Annotated in this window: 19 protein-coding genes; 12 read left to right on the top strand and 7 right to left on the bottom strand. The window is 66.0% G+C overall.

Going from position 1 to position 14,367, the window contains the following annotated elements:
• Window positions 1-14: 14 nt before the first annotated feature.
• The 6 genes from ABQE93_RS07835 (at window position 15) to ABQE93_RS07810 (ending at window position 3,727) form a co-directional block, all read left to right on the top strand.
• The gene (locus ABQE93_RS07835; RefSeq protein WP_448407099.1) at window positions 15-785 is read left to right on the top strand and encodes an SOS response-associated peptidase; all 771 of its coding nucleotides are present in this window, start codon (window positions 15-17) and stop codon (window positions 783-785) included.
• A gap of 83 nt (window positions 786-868) precedes the next feature.
• Window positions 869-1,105 carry a hypothetical protein gene (locus ABQE93_RS07830; RefSeq protein ID WP_448407100.1) on the top strand — a complete coding sequence of 79 codons (237 nt, stop codon included), beginning with the start codon at window positions 869-871 and terminating at the stop codon, window positions 1,103-1,105.
• Window positions 1,102-1,965, top strand: coding sequence for an oxygenase MpaB family protein (locus ABQE93_RS07825; protein WP_448407101.1), 864 nt, complete (start codon window positions 1,102-1,104; stop codon window positions 1,963-1,965). Before ABQE93_RS07830 ends, ABQE93_RS07825 begins: the two co-directional genes overlap by 4 nt.
• A gap of 2 nt (window positions 1,966-1,967) precedes the next feature.
• On the top strand, window positions 1,968-2,210 hold the full coding sequence (locus ABQE93_RS07820; protein WP_448407287.1) for a hypothetical protein: 243 nt from the start codon (window positions 1,968-1,970) through the stop codon (window positions 2,208-2,210).
• Between the two features lie 75 nt (window positions 2,211-2,285).
• Window positions 2,286-2,885 carry a TetR/AcrR family transcriptional regulator gene (locus tag ABQE93_RS07815; RefSeq protein ID WP_448407102.1) on the top strand — a complete coding sequence of 200 codons (600 nt, stop codon included), beginning with the start codon at window positions 2,286-2,288 and terminating at the stop codon, window positions 2,883-2,885.
• Entirely contained in the window at window positions 2,882-3,727 is an 846-nt protein-coding gene (locus ABQE93_RS07810; protein ID WP_448407103.1) for an enoyl-CoA hydratase/isomerase family protein, read from the top strand. Before ABQE93_RS07815 ends, ABQE93_RS07810 begins: the two co-directional genes overlap by 4 nt.
• A gap of 5 nt (window positions 3,728-3,732) precedes the next feature.
• Here ABQE93_RS07810 and ABQE93_RS07805 read toward each other — a convergent pair whose 3' ends face one another.
• From ABQE93_RS07805 to ybaK, 3 genes are all read right to left on the bottom strand, one after another.
• Window positions 3,733-4,578, bottom strand: a complete 846-nt coding sequence (locus tag ABQE93_RS07805; protein ID WP_448407104.1) for a thioesterase family protein — start codon at window positions 4,576-4,578, stop codon at window positions 3,733-3,735.
• A 4-nt stretch (window positions 4,579-4,582) separates the two neighbouring features.
• Entirely contained in the window at window positions 4,583-5,431 is an 849-nt protein-coding gene (locus ABQE93_RS07800) for an SDR family oxidoreductase (protein ID WP_448407105.1), read from the bottom strand.
• Window positions 5,432-5,532: 101 nt separating this feature from the next.
• A complete protein-coding gene (gene ybaK / locus ABQE93_RS07795) occupies window positions 5,533-6,030 on the bottom strand; it encodes a Cys-tRNA(Pro) deacylase (RefSeq protein ID WP_448407106.1) in 498 nt (165 codons plus the stop codon).
• Window positions 6,031-6,281: 251 nt separating this feature from the next.
• Between ybaK and ABQE93_RS07790 the strand changes: the two genes are divergently transcribed.
• Both ABQE93_RS07790 and rsrA read left to right on the top strand, forming a co-directional pair.
• On the top strand, window positions 6,282-6,941 hold the full coding sequence (locus ABQE93_RS07790) for a sigma-70 family RNA polymerase sigma factor (protein ID WP_448407288.1): 660 nt from the start codon (window positions 6,282-6,284) through the stop codon (window positions 6,939-6,941).
• The gene (gene rsrA, locus ABQE93_RS07785) at window positions 6,938-7,246 is read left to right on the top strand and encodes a mycothiol system anti-sigma-R factor (RefSeq protein ID WP_448407107.1); all 309 of its coding nucleotides are present in this window, start codon (window positions 6,938-6,940) and stop codon (window positions 7,244-7,246) included. Before ABQE93_RS07790 ends, rsrA begins: the two co-directional genes overlap by 4 nt.
• Here rsrA and ABQE93_RS07780 read toward each other — a convergent pair.
• On the bottom strand, window positions 7,243-7,335 hold the full coding sequence (locus ABQE93_RS07780; protein ID WP_090355725.1) for a 50S ribosomal protein bL37: 93 nt from the start codon (window positions 7,333-7,335) through the stop codon (window positions 7,243-7,245). The two genes, rsrA and ABQE93_RS07780, sit on opposite strands and share 4 nt — an antisense overlap.
• 170 nt (window positions 7,336-7,505) lie before the next feature.
• Between ABQE93_RS07780 and ABQE93_RS07775 the strand changes: the two genes are divergently transcribed.
• Complete coding sequence (locus tag ABQE93_RS07775) at window positions 7,506-7,721, top strand: biotin/lipoyl-binding carrier protein (RefSeq protein ID WP_448395092.1); 216 nt, start codon at window positions 7,506-7,508, stop codon at window positions 7,719-7,721.
• Between the two features lie 38 nt (window positions 7,722-7,759).
• The gene (locus tag ABQE93_RS07770; RefSeq protein WP_448407108.1) at window positions 7,760-9,247 is read left to right on the top strand and encodes a two-component system sensor histidine kinase PdtaS; all 1,488 of its coding nucleotides are present in this window, start codon (window positions 7,760-7,762) and stop codon (window positions 9,245-9,247) included.
• Between the two features lie 195 nt (window positions 9,248-9,442).
• Here ABQE93_RS07770 and whiB1 read toward each other — a convergent pair whose 3' ends face one another.
• The 3 genes from whiB1 to ABQE93_RS07755 all read right to left on the bottom strand — a co-directional run bounded on the left by whiB1 (window position 9,443) and on the right by ABQE93_RS07755 (window position 12,663).
• Window positions 9,443-9,697, bottom strand: coding sequence for a transcriptional regulator WhiB1 (gene whiB1, locus ABQE93_RS07765; RefSeq protein WP_014208822.1), 255 nt, complete (start codon window positions 9,695-9,697; stop codon window positions 9,443-9,445).
• Window positions 9,698-9,931: 234 nt separating this feature from the next.
• Window positions 9,932-10,897, bottom strand: a complete 966-nt coding sequence (locus ABQE93_RS07760) for a diacylglycerol/lipid kinase family protein (RefSeq protein ID WP_448407110.1) — start codon at window positions 10,895-10,897, stop codon at window positions 9,932-9,934.
• Window positions 10,898-10,953: 56 nt separating this feature from the next.
• Window positions 10,954-12,663, bottom strand: coding sequence for a PHA/PHB synthase family protein (locus ABQE93_RS07755; protein WP_448407111.1), 1,710 nt, complete (start codon window positions 12,661-12,663; stop codon window positions 10,954-10,956).
• 122 nt (window positions 12,664-12,785) lie between these two features.
• On the opposite strand from ABQE93_RS07755, the gene ABQE93_RS07750 reads away from it, so the two are divergent.
• On the top strand, window positions 12,786-13,592 hold the full coding sequence (locus ABQE93_RS07750) for a 2-keto-4-pentenoate hydratase (RefSeq protein ID WP_448407112.1): 807 nt from the start codon (window positions 12,786-12,788) through the stop codon (window positions 13,590-13,592).
• Complete coding sequence (locus ABQE93_RS07745; protein ID WP_448407113.1) at window positions 13,589-14,365, top strand: 2-keto-4-pentenoate hydratase; 777 nt, start codon at window positions 13,589-13,591, stop codon at window positions 14,363-14,365. Before ABQE93_RS07750 ends, ABQE93_RS07745 begins: the two co-directional genes overlap by 4 nt.
• Window positions 14,366-14,367 lie beyond the last annotated feature (2 nt).

Raw genomic sequence — 14,367 nt, 5'->3', positions numbered from 1 at the left:
GCCACCATGGACGTATGTGTGGACGATTCGCGGTGACCACGGATCCCGCGGTGCTGGCCGAGAAGATCAAGGCGATCGACGAGACCACGGCGGCCCAGAAAGAGGCGGCGGCCCAGAAAGACGCGGCCGGACCTAACTACAACGTCGCGCCGACCACCACGATCACCTCCCTCGTCAAACGCCACACCGACCCCGACGACGAGGCCACGCGCCGGCTGCGCTCGATGCGCTGGGGCCTGGTGCCGCCGTGGGCCAAGACCACGGACGACGGCGGCCCGGACACCAAGGGGCCGTTGCTGATCAACGCGCGCGCCGACAAGGTGACCACTTCGCCGGCGTTTCGCGCCTCGGCGAAGAACAAGCGCTGCCTGGTGCCGATGGACGGATGGTATGAATGGCGCGGTGAGAAAGGCGCCAAAACGCCGTTCTACATGTACGGCAGTGACGGTGAACCGTTGTTCATGGCGGGGCTGTGGTCGACGTGGCGGCCCAAGGGCGCGCCGAAGGACGCTGCGCCCCTGTTGAGCTGCACGATCATCACCACCGACGCGGCCGGGCCGCTGGCCGACATTCACGACCGGATGCCGCTGAGCATCAGCCAAAACGACTGGAACCGCTGGCTGGACCCCGACGCCCCGATCGACGAGGGTTTATTGCGTGGTCACGGCGACCTGGACCGCATCGAGGTGCGTGAAGTGTCTCGGCTGGTCAACAACGTCCGCAACAACGGTCCGGAGTTGATCGAGCCGGCCGAGCCGGAACCCGAACAGGCCACCCTGCTGTAGGAACTTCGATTCACATCCGCCCCCGAACTCATGCGCCCCCTCTGGCAGAAACGGCCATGGCAGACATGAATCGCGATTAACATATGGGTGTGCTCACCGCAGTCCGCAAGGTTTTGGCCTTCGAGATGACGATCGCCGAGTGGATCGGTACCGCCATTATCCTCGCCGTGCCTTACCTCGTGGTCGGAGCGGTTTGGACGGCGTTTCACCTCGACTACATCAACTCCATCAACGCCGAGGGTGTGAACCGGCTGATCGCGCTTCTCGGCTCGGTCGCCACGTGGCCGGTGCTGCTGTTCTCCACGGTGTGCATGACATGACGACCGCCACCAACCGCATCACCATCCGCCGACGCACCGCGCGCTGGGACACCGAACCGGTCACGGCGTCCGATGCGATGGACTTCTGGGCATTTGCCGCAGGACCCGCCAATGTCGTCATGCAACTGTCCCGCCCAGGCGTCGGATATGGCGTCTTGGAGAGCAAGGTCGATTCCGGGAACCTGCTCAAACATCCATGGAAGCGCGCCAGAACGACGTTCCAGTATCTGGCGGTGGCGATTCTGGGGACACCGCAGGACCGCGCGGCGTTTCGGGAGGCCGTCAACGGATCGCACCGACACGTGCAGTCGACACCGGACAGCCCGGTACGCTACAACGCCTTCGACCGTGATCTTCAGATGTGGGTTGCGGCATGTCTTTTCGTCGGACTGGAAGATACCTATCAACTGCTGCGCGGCGAGATGACGCCGGAACGGTCCGAGCAGTTCTACCGATCCGCATGGACGCTGGGCACCACCTTGCAGGTCAGCGAGGACCAGTGGCCGCCCACCCGCGCTGAGTTCGACGCGTACTGGAACCAGGCCTGCGGCCAGGTCGCCGTCGACGACCGGGTCCGCGACTATCTGATGCGGATGCTGAACCTGAAGATGATCAATCCCGTGCTCGGCCTTCCGTTTCGACCGCTCGTGAAGTTCCTCACGACGGGTTTTCTGGCTCCGGTGTTCCGTGACGCCATGGGTTTGCGGTGGAGCGATTTCAAGCAGCGCTATTTCGAAAGGCTGTTTCTGCTCGTCGCTTTCGGCAACAGGTTTCTCCCCGTGTTCATTCGCCAGGGCGGCAGTTACGTCCTTCTCGCCGACGTGCGACGCCGGGTGCGGCAGCAGCGCGCGCTGGTGTGACGATGTTGCGCCGGGTGCTGAGCCGTCGGGTGAGTGTCGAGGCGATGATCGAGGTCGCGATGTGGCTCTCGATTCCGTATCTGCTGATCGGACTGGTGTGGGCGTTCTTCGATGCCGAGCAGGTGCGCGCCATCGAGGTTGCGTTGCAGACCCGGTTGCCCGCCGGCGCCGACATCGCGGCCTTCGTGCAGACGACGTTGCTGTGGCCGCTGATGCTGTTCGGCACCGACGTCTGCATGGCCTGAAGCCCGTTGACCCCGCCGGCGACCGGCCCCCGCCATCTTGACAGAGGATTCCTCGGTTCGGCTAGAGTATTCCTCGTGCCCGGGAGTGCGGCGGGATCAGACGCGCGGAGCCGGCTGCTTGCCGTCGCGCGCCGACGCTTCGCCGCCGACGGTGCGCTGTCCGCCACGCTGGATCAGGTGCGTCGCGAGGCCGACGTCAGCGTCGGCGCGTTGTATCACCACTTTCCCGACAAGCTCGCGCTGGCCACCGCCGTCTATGCGCAGCTGATCGCCGAGTACCAGGCCGGGTTCCTCGCAACGCTGCGCGGCCATGACACCGCTGAAGGCGGTATCCGCGGTGGCGTCGTCTACCACCTCGACTGGGTGAGCACGCATCGGGGCGAGGCGACGCTGCTGCTCGGGGACCGGCTCGACAGTGAACGGTTGCGCGAGTCCAATGCCGCGTTCTTCGGATCGGTGCGCGACTGGTGGCGTCCACACCAGCGCTACGGGATGTTGCAACCGATGCGCATCGGCGTCACCGCCGCGTTGTGGCTGGGTCCGGCACAGGAGTTCAGCCGCCACTGGATTTCGGGCGCCGAGGTCACGATGCCGGCCGATGTGGTCCAAACCTTTGCCGACGCTGCGTGGACAGCGTTGCGCACCAACGAAATTCCCCGAAAGGACACAGTATGACGCCGTCAGGATCGCTGTACCGGACGATGGTGGCCTCCGGCGATGACCCCGAGGCGCCACGGCGTGTGCGGGTCGAGCGCCGCGGTGATCGAGCGGTGGTAACGCTCGACGAGCCGAAGCGGCTCAACGTGCTGTCCGCCCCGCTGGTACGCCAACTTCGGTGTGCCCTACAGGATCTCGACGCTGACCCGGATGTGCGCTCGGTGGTTCTGACCGGAGCGGATCCCGGCTTCAGCGCCGGCGGTGACCTGAAGATGATGGACACCGCCGTCGAACAGCTCGGCGCGCCCGAAGGTACGGCCGACGTCTGGCGGTGGATTCGACGTGAGTTCGGCGGCATCGCCCGGTTGATCGCCGGCTCAGAGACCGTGTTCATCGCCGCGCTCAACGGCGCGGCGGCCGGGGTCGGGCTGGCGTGGGCCCTGACCTGCGACCTGGTGATCGCCAGCGAGCGCGCGGTGATCGTGCCCGCGTTCGGGCGGCTGGGCCTCATACCGGAGGTGGGTACCAGTTGGGCGCTGACCCGACGGCTGGGATATCAGGGAGCGTTCGCGTACTACCTGCGCGGCGACCACATCGATGCCCATACCGCGTACCGCCTGGGACTGGTGCAGGAAGTGCTCACCCACGACCGCCTGATGGCCGCGGCCGACGAATGGTGTTCGCGGATCGCCGAAATGCCGCCGCATGCGGTCGCGATGGCCAAACCGCTGCTGCGTGCGGCGGCGGACGCGGACTGGGCCGACGCGCTCACCCTCGAGGAGTTCGCCGAGCCGACCTGCTTCACCACGGCGGCGTTCGCCGACAGCGTGCACGCCATGGTGAACCAGGAATCGACCTGAAACGCTCAGCGCACCAGGCCTTGTGACGTCAGCACCGCCAGCAGGGAACCGTCGTCGGCGCGCAGCGAGCCGTAGGCCGTCACCGCGGTGGTGGCTACCGATCCGCGGCCCTCGAACAGCCGCCACGTCGTCGAGGGCACGAGGTGGGCCCCGGGCCGCCAGGTGACCGTGAGGTCGAGGCTGAGCAGCCACGCGTCCACGAAGCCGGTGACCTGCCCGGGGGAGTCGAACAGGTGGGCGTCGGCGTGCAGCACGTCACCGATCTGGGGATGCCGCAGGGGATCACCGTCGGCTTGGCCGTGATCGACCGCCACCCACAGCGCCACCTCGGGTCGGCCACGGTGGAATCGGGTCATGCTGTCGGGGTAGTCGATGCCCCGGCGGTGCGCGAACCGCATCGGTGCCCACTCGTCTCGCAGCCAGTCCAGCGCCGTGCCCTCGGCGGGATCGGGCAATGGTGACGTCGCGGTTCCGTAGCGTTCGAAGGGAACCGGGGGGTTCACTGCGGGCGGACCGAGCCAACCGTCGGCCAGCCAGCTGCTCGCGATGAGGATGGTGCGGCCGCCCTGGCTGATCGTGGCTTCCACCGCGTGGGCGGCCTTACCGTCGCGGACGGTCCGTGCGACGAGCTCGACCGGCCCGGGCACACCGGCCTCCACGAACGTCACCGAAAGCGATGCCGCTGCCGGCCTGCCGCTGTGTTCGAACATCGCGGCGAGCGCTAGCGCCGAGGTGTACCCGCCGAACGCGCGGCCGTCAAAGCACCAGTGCTCCGGCAGTTCGCGCTTGTACCGGCTGGTCTGCGCGTCGTGCCGCCCCCCGTCGAGTTCGAAGTCGTCGCCGTTGAGCACCTCGCTACGGCCCGGTGTATCCCGGCGGGTTGGGCGTATCCACCCACAGGTCGACGCCCAGCTGCGCGTCCGGGACGCAGTTGTACACCGAGAGGTCGGTGACACCCGATTCCAGCAGCACGTCCTCACACAGCAGGCTGTTGCCGGTGTACTCGCGCGCGGGTTTGTTCAACACGACGTAGGCCGAATCGGCGTAGACGTCGGGCTTGCGGGACCGGGCCATCGCCTCGTCCCCGCCGAGCAGGTTCTGAACGGCCGCGGTGGCCACCATGGTGCGCGGCCACAGCGTGTTCGATGCGATGCCCTGCTCGCGCATCTCTTCGGCGATTGCCAACGCGCACAACGACATTCCGTACTTGGCCATCATGTATGCGGTGGGTTTGAGCCACTGGGGCTCGAGCCGGATCGGCGGTGACAGCGTCAGGATATGGGGATTGTCACGGCCGATCATGTGTGGAATGCACGCCTGTGAAACCGCGTAGGTGCCGCGCACCTGGATGCCGTTCATCAGATCGAAGCGTTTGAGGGGCACCTCGGTGATGGAACCCAGGTTGATCGCCGAGGCATTGTTCACGCACATGTCGATGCCGCCGAACTGCTCGACCGTCTTGGCGACCGCGGCGCTCACCGAGTCGCCGTCGCGGATGTCGCCGACGATCGGCAACGCCTGCCCACCGGCCTCCTCGATTTCTTTGGCCGCGGTGTACACCGTGCCCGGCAGCTTGGGGTGCGGCTCGGCGGTCTTGGCGACCAGCGCGATATTGGCACCGTCGGCGGCCGCACGCTTGGCGATGGCGAGGCCGATACCGCGGCTCGCGCCGGAGATGAACATGGTTTTCCCGGATAGCGACATGGGCTCACCCTATGACCTGCACGCCGTCCGACCGCCGAGTGTGGCCTTTTGTCACGCCTCGGGCGCGAGGACGTGTCGGTAACCCACGTTCGCGGCCGGTTTCAGGCTTGGATGTCGGCGACGACGGCCGCGCTGAGACCGACGAGGTCCTGCGGGTGTACCGCGACCTCCCAACCGCGCTTTCCGGCGCTGCACAGCACCCGGTTCCACCGCATCGCGGATGCGTCGACCACCGTGGGTAGCGCCTTGCGCTGGCCGAACGGCGAGATTCCCCCGACGACGTAGCCGGTGGCGCGTTCGGCCGCGGCCGGTTCGGCCATCGTCACCTTTGGCACGCCCAGTGCGGCCGCGACGGCCTTCAGCGACAGTTTCGCGGGCACGGGCAACACCGCGACGCCGAGGCCCTTTGGCAACGCCTCCGAGGCCACCACCAGCGTCTTGAACACCTGCTGCGGGTCGACGCCCTGGACCCGCACGAGTTCCTGGACGGCTTCCTCGCCGTAGGACTCGTGGCGGGGATCGTGGTCGTACTGAAGCACCTCGTGGGGAATCTCGGCACCCAGCAGGGCCCTGATCGCCGGGGTCGCCGCGCGCGCCATCGGCTCAGCCTAGTGCCGCGGTGGTGGACCGCCCGTTTTGTGCCCGGCAGGGAACAACTGCAGGTGGTCGTCTTGTTATTCGGACCAGAACCCGGCTGCTTTGGACGGCCGGGTCAGATGTCGGTTACTACCTCTAGGATTGCGAGAAGGGGGTCTCGGTGCCCACGATGGCCATGGACGTGCGAGTACGTCCGGTGGATTTGGCTGACCTTTTCGGCGGCACCACGACAGAAGGGACGGTGTTCCCCACGATGACCGACTCCGACGGCGCAGCGCGCGACGGCGCGCCCGAAACGTCGGCGCCCGAACGTCAAGAAACCGATGAGGAGCTGACAGCCCGGTTCGAGCGCGACGCGATTCCGCTGCTCGACCAGCTGTACGGCGGTGCGCTGCGCATGACGCGCAATCCCGCCGACGCCGAGGACCTGCTGCAGGAAACCATGGTGAAGTCCTACGCCGGCTTTCGCTCGTTCCGTGAGGGTACGAACCTGAAGGCGTGGCTGTACCGCATCCTGACCAACACCTACATCAACAGCTACCGCAAGAAGCAGCGGCAGCCGGCGGTGTATCCCACTGAGGAGATCACCGACTGGCAACTGGCAGAGACCGCCTCGCACTCCTCGACGGGGCTGCGGTCAGCTGAGGTGGAGGCGCTGGAGGGGCTTCCCGACAGCGAGATCAAGGAAGCGTTGCAGGCTTTGCCGGAGGACTTCAGGATGGCGGTGTACTACGCCGACGTGGAGGGTTTTCCATACAAGGAGATCGCCGAGATCATGGACACACCGATTGGCACGGTGATGTCCCGGTTGCACCGGGGCAGGCGCCAGCTTCGCGAGCTGCTCGCCGATGTGGCGCGCGACCGTGGCTTCATCCGGGGACAGCTGGACACCCCTGAGGAGGTGTCCTCATGAGCGAGCGTTCGGATTCCGACGAGCGATGGACCCCGCCGGTCGGTCCGGTGGACCCCGACCATCCCGAATGCGCCGCGGTGATTGCCGAGGTCTGGATGCTGCTCGACGGCGAATGCACGGCCGAGACCCGCGACAAGCTCAAGCAGCACCTCGAAGCCTGCCCGGCCTGCTTACGGCACTACGGCGTCGAGGAGCGGGTCAAGAATTTGATCGCCAAGAAATGCGGCGGTGAGAAGGCCCCTGAGAGCCTTCGCGAGCGGCTGCGCATCGAGATCAGCCGCACCACCATCATCCGCGGCGGTTAACGCACCGACTTCGAACCGGCGTTCGGCCGCTTTCCGTGGTTGGCCTTCGTGTGCTTGCGGTCACGCTTCTTACGGCCACGTTTGGCCATGATGTTCCTCCGTATAAGTCAAGGGTTTGAGAGGTCCGCCGCCCGGCGGACGCAGCCAAACCATTGTGTCATGGCCCGCCGACACCGCTGCCATCGCGTGGTTGTGGTTCGATAGACGCGGCAGGCAGCCGGATCGGGATGCCCACGACATGTACTCCGAAGGGGTGAAGATGGCCGAGGATGTTCGCGCGGAAATCGTGGCCAGTGTGCTCGAGGTCGTGGTTAACGAGGGCGATCAGATCGGTGCGGGCGACACCCTGGTGCTGCTGGAGTCGATGAAGATGGAGATCCCGGTGCTGGCCGAGGTGGCAGGCACGGTCAGCAAGGTCAGCGTTTCCGTCGGGGACGTGATCCAGGCCGGCGATCTCATCGCGGTGATCAGCTGACGCGGGTGACCGCCGCCGCGGTACCGGAGTAACCCCCGATGTCGACTCTCGGTGACCTGCTTGCCGAGCACACCGTGTTGCCCGGCAACGCGGTTGATCATCTGCACGCGGTGGTGGGGGAGTGGCAGCTGCTGGCCGATCTGTCCTTCGCCGACTTCCTGATGTGGGTCCGCCGCGACGACGACTCCCTGGTGTGCGTGGCGCAGGTACGGCCCAACACCGCGCCGACGGTGCTGCTGGCCGACGCGGTCAGCACGCTGGCGGCGCCCAGCGATATGCCCGTCGTCGCCGCGGCGTTCGAGTCGGGCAGTATCGGCGTGGGAGACAGTGCGGGACAACCGGTTTCATCTGGGCTGAACGTGGAGGCAGTGCCGGTGCGCTACGACAACGAGGTCGTGGCGGTGCTCACCCACCAGACGGCGTTGGCGTCGCGCAAAGCCAGCCCGCTGGAAAGCGCATACCTGGACTCTGCGGGCGATCTGCTGCACATGGTGTCGGAGGGCACCTTTCCCAACGTCGGCGATCTTGCGGTGTCGCGTTCCAGCCCGCGCGTCGGCGACGGTTTCATCCGCCTCGACGAGGGCGGCGTGGTGGTGTTCGCCAGCCCGAACGCGATATCGGCCTATCACCGGATGGGTTTGCCCGCCGAACTCGAGGGCCACGACCTCGTCGAGGTGACGCGACCGCTGATCTCCGATCCGTTCGAGGCCGAGGAACTGGCCGAGCACGTGCGCGACTCGCTGAGCGGCGGGTCGAGCATGCGCATGGAAGTCGACGCGGGCGGTGCCGCTGTGCTGCTGCGCACGCTGCCGCTGGTGGTGCGCCGCAAGCCCGTCGGCGCGATCGTGCTGATCCGCGATGTCACCGAGGTCAAGCGTCGCGACCGCGCGCTGCTGTCCAAGGACGCCACCATCCGTGAGATCCACCACCGGGTGAAGAACAACCTGCAGACCGTCGCGGCGCTACTGCGCCTGCAGGCCCGGCGCACCAATAACGCCGAGGGTCGCGAGGCGCTGATGGAATCGGTGCGCCGCGTGTCGTCCATCGCGCTGGTGCACGACGCGCTGTCGATGTCGGTGGACGAGGAGGTCAACCTCGACGAGGTCGTGGACCGGATTCTTCCGATCATGAATGACGTTGCGACAGTGGACAGTCCGATGCGTATCGCCCGTGTCGGCGATCTCGGGGTGCTCGATGCCGACCGGGCCACGGCGTTGATCATGGTCATCACCGAGCTGGTGCAGAACGCGATCGAGCATGCCTTCGACGGATCGAAGGAGCAGGGTTGTGTCACGATCCGCGCCGAGCGCTCGGCGCGGTGGCTCGACGTCATCGTGCACGACGACGGCCGTGGTCTACCCGTGGGGTTCAGCCTGGAGAAGTCCGACCGGTTGGGTCTGCAGATCGTGCGGACGTTGGTGTCCGCGGAGCTCGATGGGTCGCTGGATATGCGCGACGGACGCGACGGGGGCACGGAGGCGGTGTTGCGGGTCCCGATCGGGCGCCGCGGCCGAGCCGCGCAATGAGCGGGGGCGGCCGAGCCGCGCAATGAGCGGGGGCGGCCGAGCCGCGCAATGAGCGGGGGCGGCCGAGCCGCGCAATGAACATTCTCAATTGCGCGAATTGGCTATTTGTATCGCGAACTGGCCCTAATTGAATTTGCACACATTTACGGCCCCGATTTTCGCCGGGGCCGTAAATCTATTGGTCTTGTACTGCGGTTAGACGCCGCTGCGGGCCTTGGTGCGGGCATTGCGCCGCTTCAGCGCGCGCCGCTCGTCCTCGCTCATGCCGCCCCATACGCCGGCGTCCTGGCCGGACTCCAATGCCCAGGTGAGACACTCGGTGGTGACGGGACAACGATTGCAGACGAGCTTCGCGTCGGCGATCTGCGCGAGCGCCGGCCCGCTGTTCCCCACCGGGAAGAACAGTTCCGGATCCTCGTCACGACAGACCGCCTTGTGGCGCCAATCCATAATCACAACTCCTTACATGTGCGCAGCGGGGCGCACGAGCTTTTCTTCGGCTGTCAACGCGTGCACAGGGAATGTTTCTGCACTGTTGCTATCGATGCTTTCACAGGCTGGACAGATGTCAACACTCCTCAGTAACAAGTGCGCAATCTCACTAGACCGAGGTGTTAGCAGATCGCTCATTCCTTTGTACTAGGATCGACTCATCTGCGCCCTTAACCGGCACCTCGGATGTTGTTACCGCAGCTCAGGTGAGGGTTTTGCGGGAGGCGCCAGCACCCCCAGCGCGTCGGGAACAGCCCTGAACGTCATCGCATCCCGCACACCCAGATAGTCACCGTCGATCTGGCATGCCACCGCTGTGTCGCTCGTCACCCGCAACCACGGCAGATCATCGTCGCGGACCAGGTGCTTGGCCTCGATGCGCGGGCGCCGCGACAGCATCCGCCGCACCAGCCGCAGATTCGCCCCGATATTCATGCTGGTGGTGGCGAATACGCCCAGGCCGGTCTCGAAGCTGGTCGTCGGGTTGGTCCAGACCGGCCGGTTGTTGGCGTATGTCCACGGGCTGGCGTTCGACACGAACGCGAAGTGCACACCGGTCACCGGGTCGCGGTCGGGCAGGTGCAGGGTCAGCGACGGCTCGTTGCGGGTGCTGGCCAACATTTCACGGATCGCGACACGCACGTAGCGGGACGCGGTCACCTTGCGTCCCTTGCTGCGTTGGGCCTCGACGGCCGCCACGACGTCGCCGTCGACGCCCATGCCCGCGGTGAACACGCCCCAGCGCTCGCCGCAGTCCATCAGCCCGATCCGGCGCCACGTTCGGTGGCGCCGGTAGCCGGACAGCAGGTCGATGAGCTGGTTGGTCGCCTCGATCGGGTCCGGGCTGATGCCCAGCGCGCGGGCGAAAACGTTGGCCGAACCGCCGGGGACGACGCCGACAGCGGGTGCGGCCGCCCCGGGCCCTCCGACCTCCAGAATGCCGTTGACCACTTCGTTGACGGTCCCGTCGCCACCGTGCACGATCAGCACGTCGACGCCGTCGCGGGCGCTGTCACGGGCGATCTCGATGGCGTGGCCGCGGTGGTCGGTGTGTACGACAGCAAGCTTGACGCGGCTTTCCAGCGCGTGGGCCAACAGGTCACGCCCAGCCGGCGTCGTCGATGTCGCGTTCGGGTTCACGATCAGGACGGCGCGCACGGGGCGTCAGCTTATCGGGAAGCGCTTCGGCGAGGACGGGCCGACGGGCGGGGAGGTCAGGTGTGGACGTACTCACCGGGTCCGTCGCCGAGGACCGGGTACGTGCGACTGCCCGTCTTCGGCGGTTCGACCATCGGACCGGCCTGATCACCGGCCCACTGGACCCAGTCGACCCACCATGACTGCGCGGTGCGTTCGGCGCTCTCGGCCCAGTCCTCGGCGTTGGCGGGGTAGTGGTCGCTGGACAGATACCACGCCTTGGGGCCGGGCGGGTTGACGATGCCGGCGATGTGCCCGCCGTTGCTGAGGATGAACCGGGTGGGCCCGGATACCAGCCCGGTCGTCTTGTAGGCCGACTGCCACGGCACGATGTGGTCGTTCTTGGCGCTGACGATGTAGGTGGCCGACTTCACCGCGCTCAGGTCGATCGTCTGGCCCGCGATCTCGAGCTCGCCCTTGGCAAGCAGGTTCTTGACGTAGAAGTTGCGCAGGTAGAACGTGTGCATCGCCGCGGGCATCTGGGTGCTGTCGCTGTTCCACGCCAAGATGTCGAACGCCGGCGGGGTTTGGCCGAGCAGCCAGTTGGAGACCACGTAGCTGAAGATGAGGTCGTTGGCGCGAAGCACGTCGAACGTGCCGGCCATGGACTTGCCGGGCAGCGTGCCGCCGGACTTCTTCATTTCCTTCTCGAGCCGGACGATGGCGTCCTCGTCGGTGAACACCCCCAACTGCCCCGGCTCGGAGTAGTCGAGCATCGTGTTGAGCAACGTCAGGCTGCCGAGCCGATCGTCTCCGGTCTGGTTCAGGTAGGCCGCCGTGATCGCGGTGAGCGCACCGCCCAGGCACAGACCGACCATGTCGATCTTCGACGCGCCGGTGATGTCGGAGACGATGTCGAGGGCCTTCTGGGGTCCGGAGATCAGGTAGTCCTCCATCGTGGTGCTGGCCATCTCCGAGGTGGGATTGCGGTAGCTGATGGCGAACACCGTCCGGCCATGCTTGACGGCCCATTCGATGAAGCTGCGCTCCGGGGCCAGGTCCATGATGTAGTACTTGTTGATCCACGGCGGGCTGCACAGCACCGGAACCTCGTGCACCGTTTCGGTTTGCGGCTCGTACTGCAGCAACTCCATCAACTCGTTGCGGAAAACCACCTTGGCCGGTGTGACGGCCAGGTTGCGGCCCAGTTCGAACGGGCTGGAATCGACTTGCCTTGGCAGACCCCGGTTTTGGAGCAGATCGGAGGTGAAGTTGCGGGCACCCCGTAGCAGGCTCACGCCCGCGGTGTCGAACGCACGCTTGATCGCGGTCGGGTTGGTCAGCAGGAAGTTGCTCGGCGCCACCGCGTCCAGCATCAACTCGAGGCCCAGCTTGGCCTTGGTCGCGCGTTTCTGGTCGAGGTTCGACTCGACCACCATCGTTCGCGCGAAGTCACATGCGGACAGGTACGCCAACAACACCGAGTGAAAATAGGGGTTGTCGGTCCACGCCGGATCCGCGAACCGTCGATCCGCTGCCTTGCTGTCCTTGCCGGACCTGGGTTTGAGCCAGCTCGACAGCACCGTCGACGGAATCGCGGCGAGCCCCGCGCCCAGGGTTCCGACCGCCTTGACCATCAGCGGGGGGTTCATGGCGGCCTTGCCCACCGCGGCGGTGAGCGAATCCCCGATGCCCGCGGTGTCCGGTCCCAGCCCAACCACGTTTGATTCCGGTGCCAGCATTTCGGCGGCCTGCTGGCCGACATCCCATGACGAATCCCATGCCATGGCTCCATGGTGGACACTTCTCACGTTTGCCGCTTGATCCTCCCACTGGTCGGAACCAGAAACCAATTCCCACTCTTCGGAAGCGGCTTTATTAGCCCGCGCGCGGGGTGAATGCTGGGGTCGTGCAAGCAACAGACCTTCATCGGGAATTGGCCGATGAACTTTGGCGTGCCGACACCACCGCGGTACCGATTTCACCGTTGACCGACCGTCATCCCGATCTGACGATCGAGGACGCCTACGCGATCCAGTCGTTGAACATCGAACGACGCGTGGCCGGCGGCGAACGGATCTGCGGTCGCAAGATCGGGCTGACCTCCAAGCCGATGCAGAACCTGCTCGGCGTCGACGAACCGGATTACGGTGTCCTGCTGGACGGGATGTTCGTCGAGGACGGCGACGTCATCGACCTGCCGAAGATGGTGCAGCCGCGGGTGGAAGCCGAAATGGCGTTCGTCATGGAGTCCGATCTCGAAGGGCCTGGCGTCAATACCGCGACCGCCCTCCAAGCGATCGCAGGGGTACTTCCGGCGGTGGAGATCGTCGATTCGCGCGTGGCCGACTGGAAGATCAAGCTGGTGGACACGGTGGCCGACAACGCATCGTCGGGGCTCATCGTGATGGGCGGACGGCTGCGCCGAGTCGACGAATTGGACTTGCGGCTCATCGGGGTTGCCGTCACCCGCGGCGGTGAGCTCATCGACACCGGCGCGGGCGCGGCCGCCCTCGGCAACCCGGCGCGGTGCGTGGCGTGGTTGGCGAACAAGCTCGCCGGCTTCGGCGCCAAACTGCGCGCCGGTGATGTCGTCCTTCCCGGCGCCGTACACAAGATGGTCGCGGTGCAACCCGGCGACGTGTTCCGCGCTGAGTTCGCACATCTGGGCGCTGTCACGGTCCGCTTCTCGAACGAAACGCGAGCTGCCGCATGATTTCTCCGGACGAATTCGCCAAACAACTCATCGTCGCCGAGCGGGAATGCACGGCGATAGCACCGTTCACCGACGCGAGTCCCGACTTCGATGTCGAGACCGCCTACGTCACGCAGCGTGCGTTTGTCCAGTCCAAATTGGATGCCGGCGAGCACGTGGTCGGGGCCAAGCTCGGGCTCACCAGCCGGGCCAAACAGGAAGCGATGGGCGTTGATTCGCCGCTGTACGGTAGCGTGACGAGCGGGATGCTGGCACCGTTTGGTGCGCCGATCGATTTGTCGAAGTTGATCCACCCCCGGGTAGAGCCGGAGATCGCGTTCACCCTCGGGCGCGACGTCGAGGCTCCGGCGACGGTGATGACTGTCTTGGCGGCAACCGAATCTGTTTGTGGCGCTATCGATATCATCGATTCGCGCTACCAGGAGTTCCGGTTCAAGCTGCCGGATGTGATTGCCGACAACGCAAGTGCGGCCAGGGTCTTGATCGGGCCACGGTCCGTTTCACCCGATGAGATCGAGGATCTGCGGTTGCTCGGATGCGTGGTCCGCGCCAACGGTGATGTCGCGGCGACGGCGGCGGGAGCCGCGGCCATGGGGCACCCCGCCGCTTCGGTCGCGTGGCTGGCGAATCAGCTGGCGCAGCGCGGCGAGGTGCTGAAGGCCGGATGGACGGTGTTCTCCGGCGGTTTGACGGCACCCGTTGCGCTTTCGGCGGGATCCTTCGTGACCGTCGAGTTCGACGGGCTCGGCACCATCGAGGCATTCACCGGATAGGG

It is taken from the genome of Mycolicibacterium sp. XJ662 (assembly GCF_053484035.1).
Note: the sequence above shows the minus strand (reverse complement) of the source record. Positions and strands in the feature narration are given on the sequence as shown.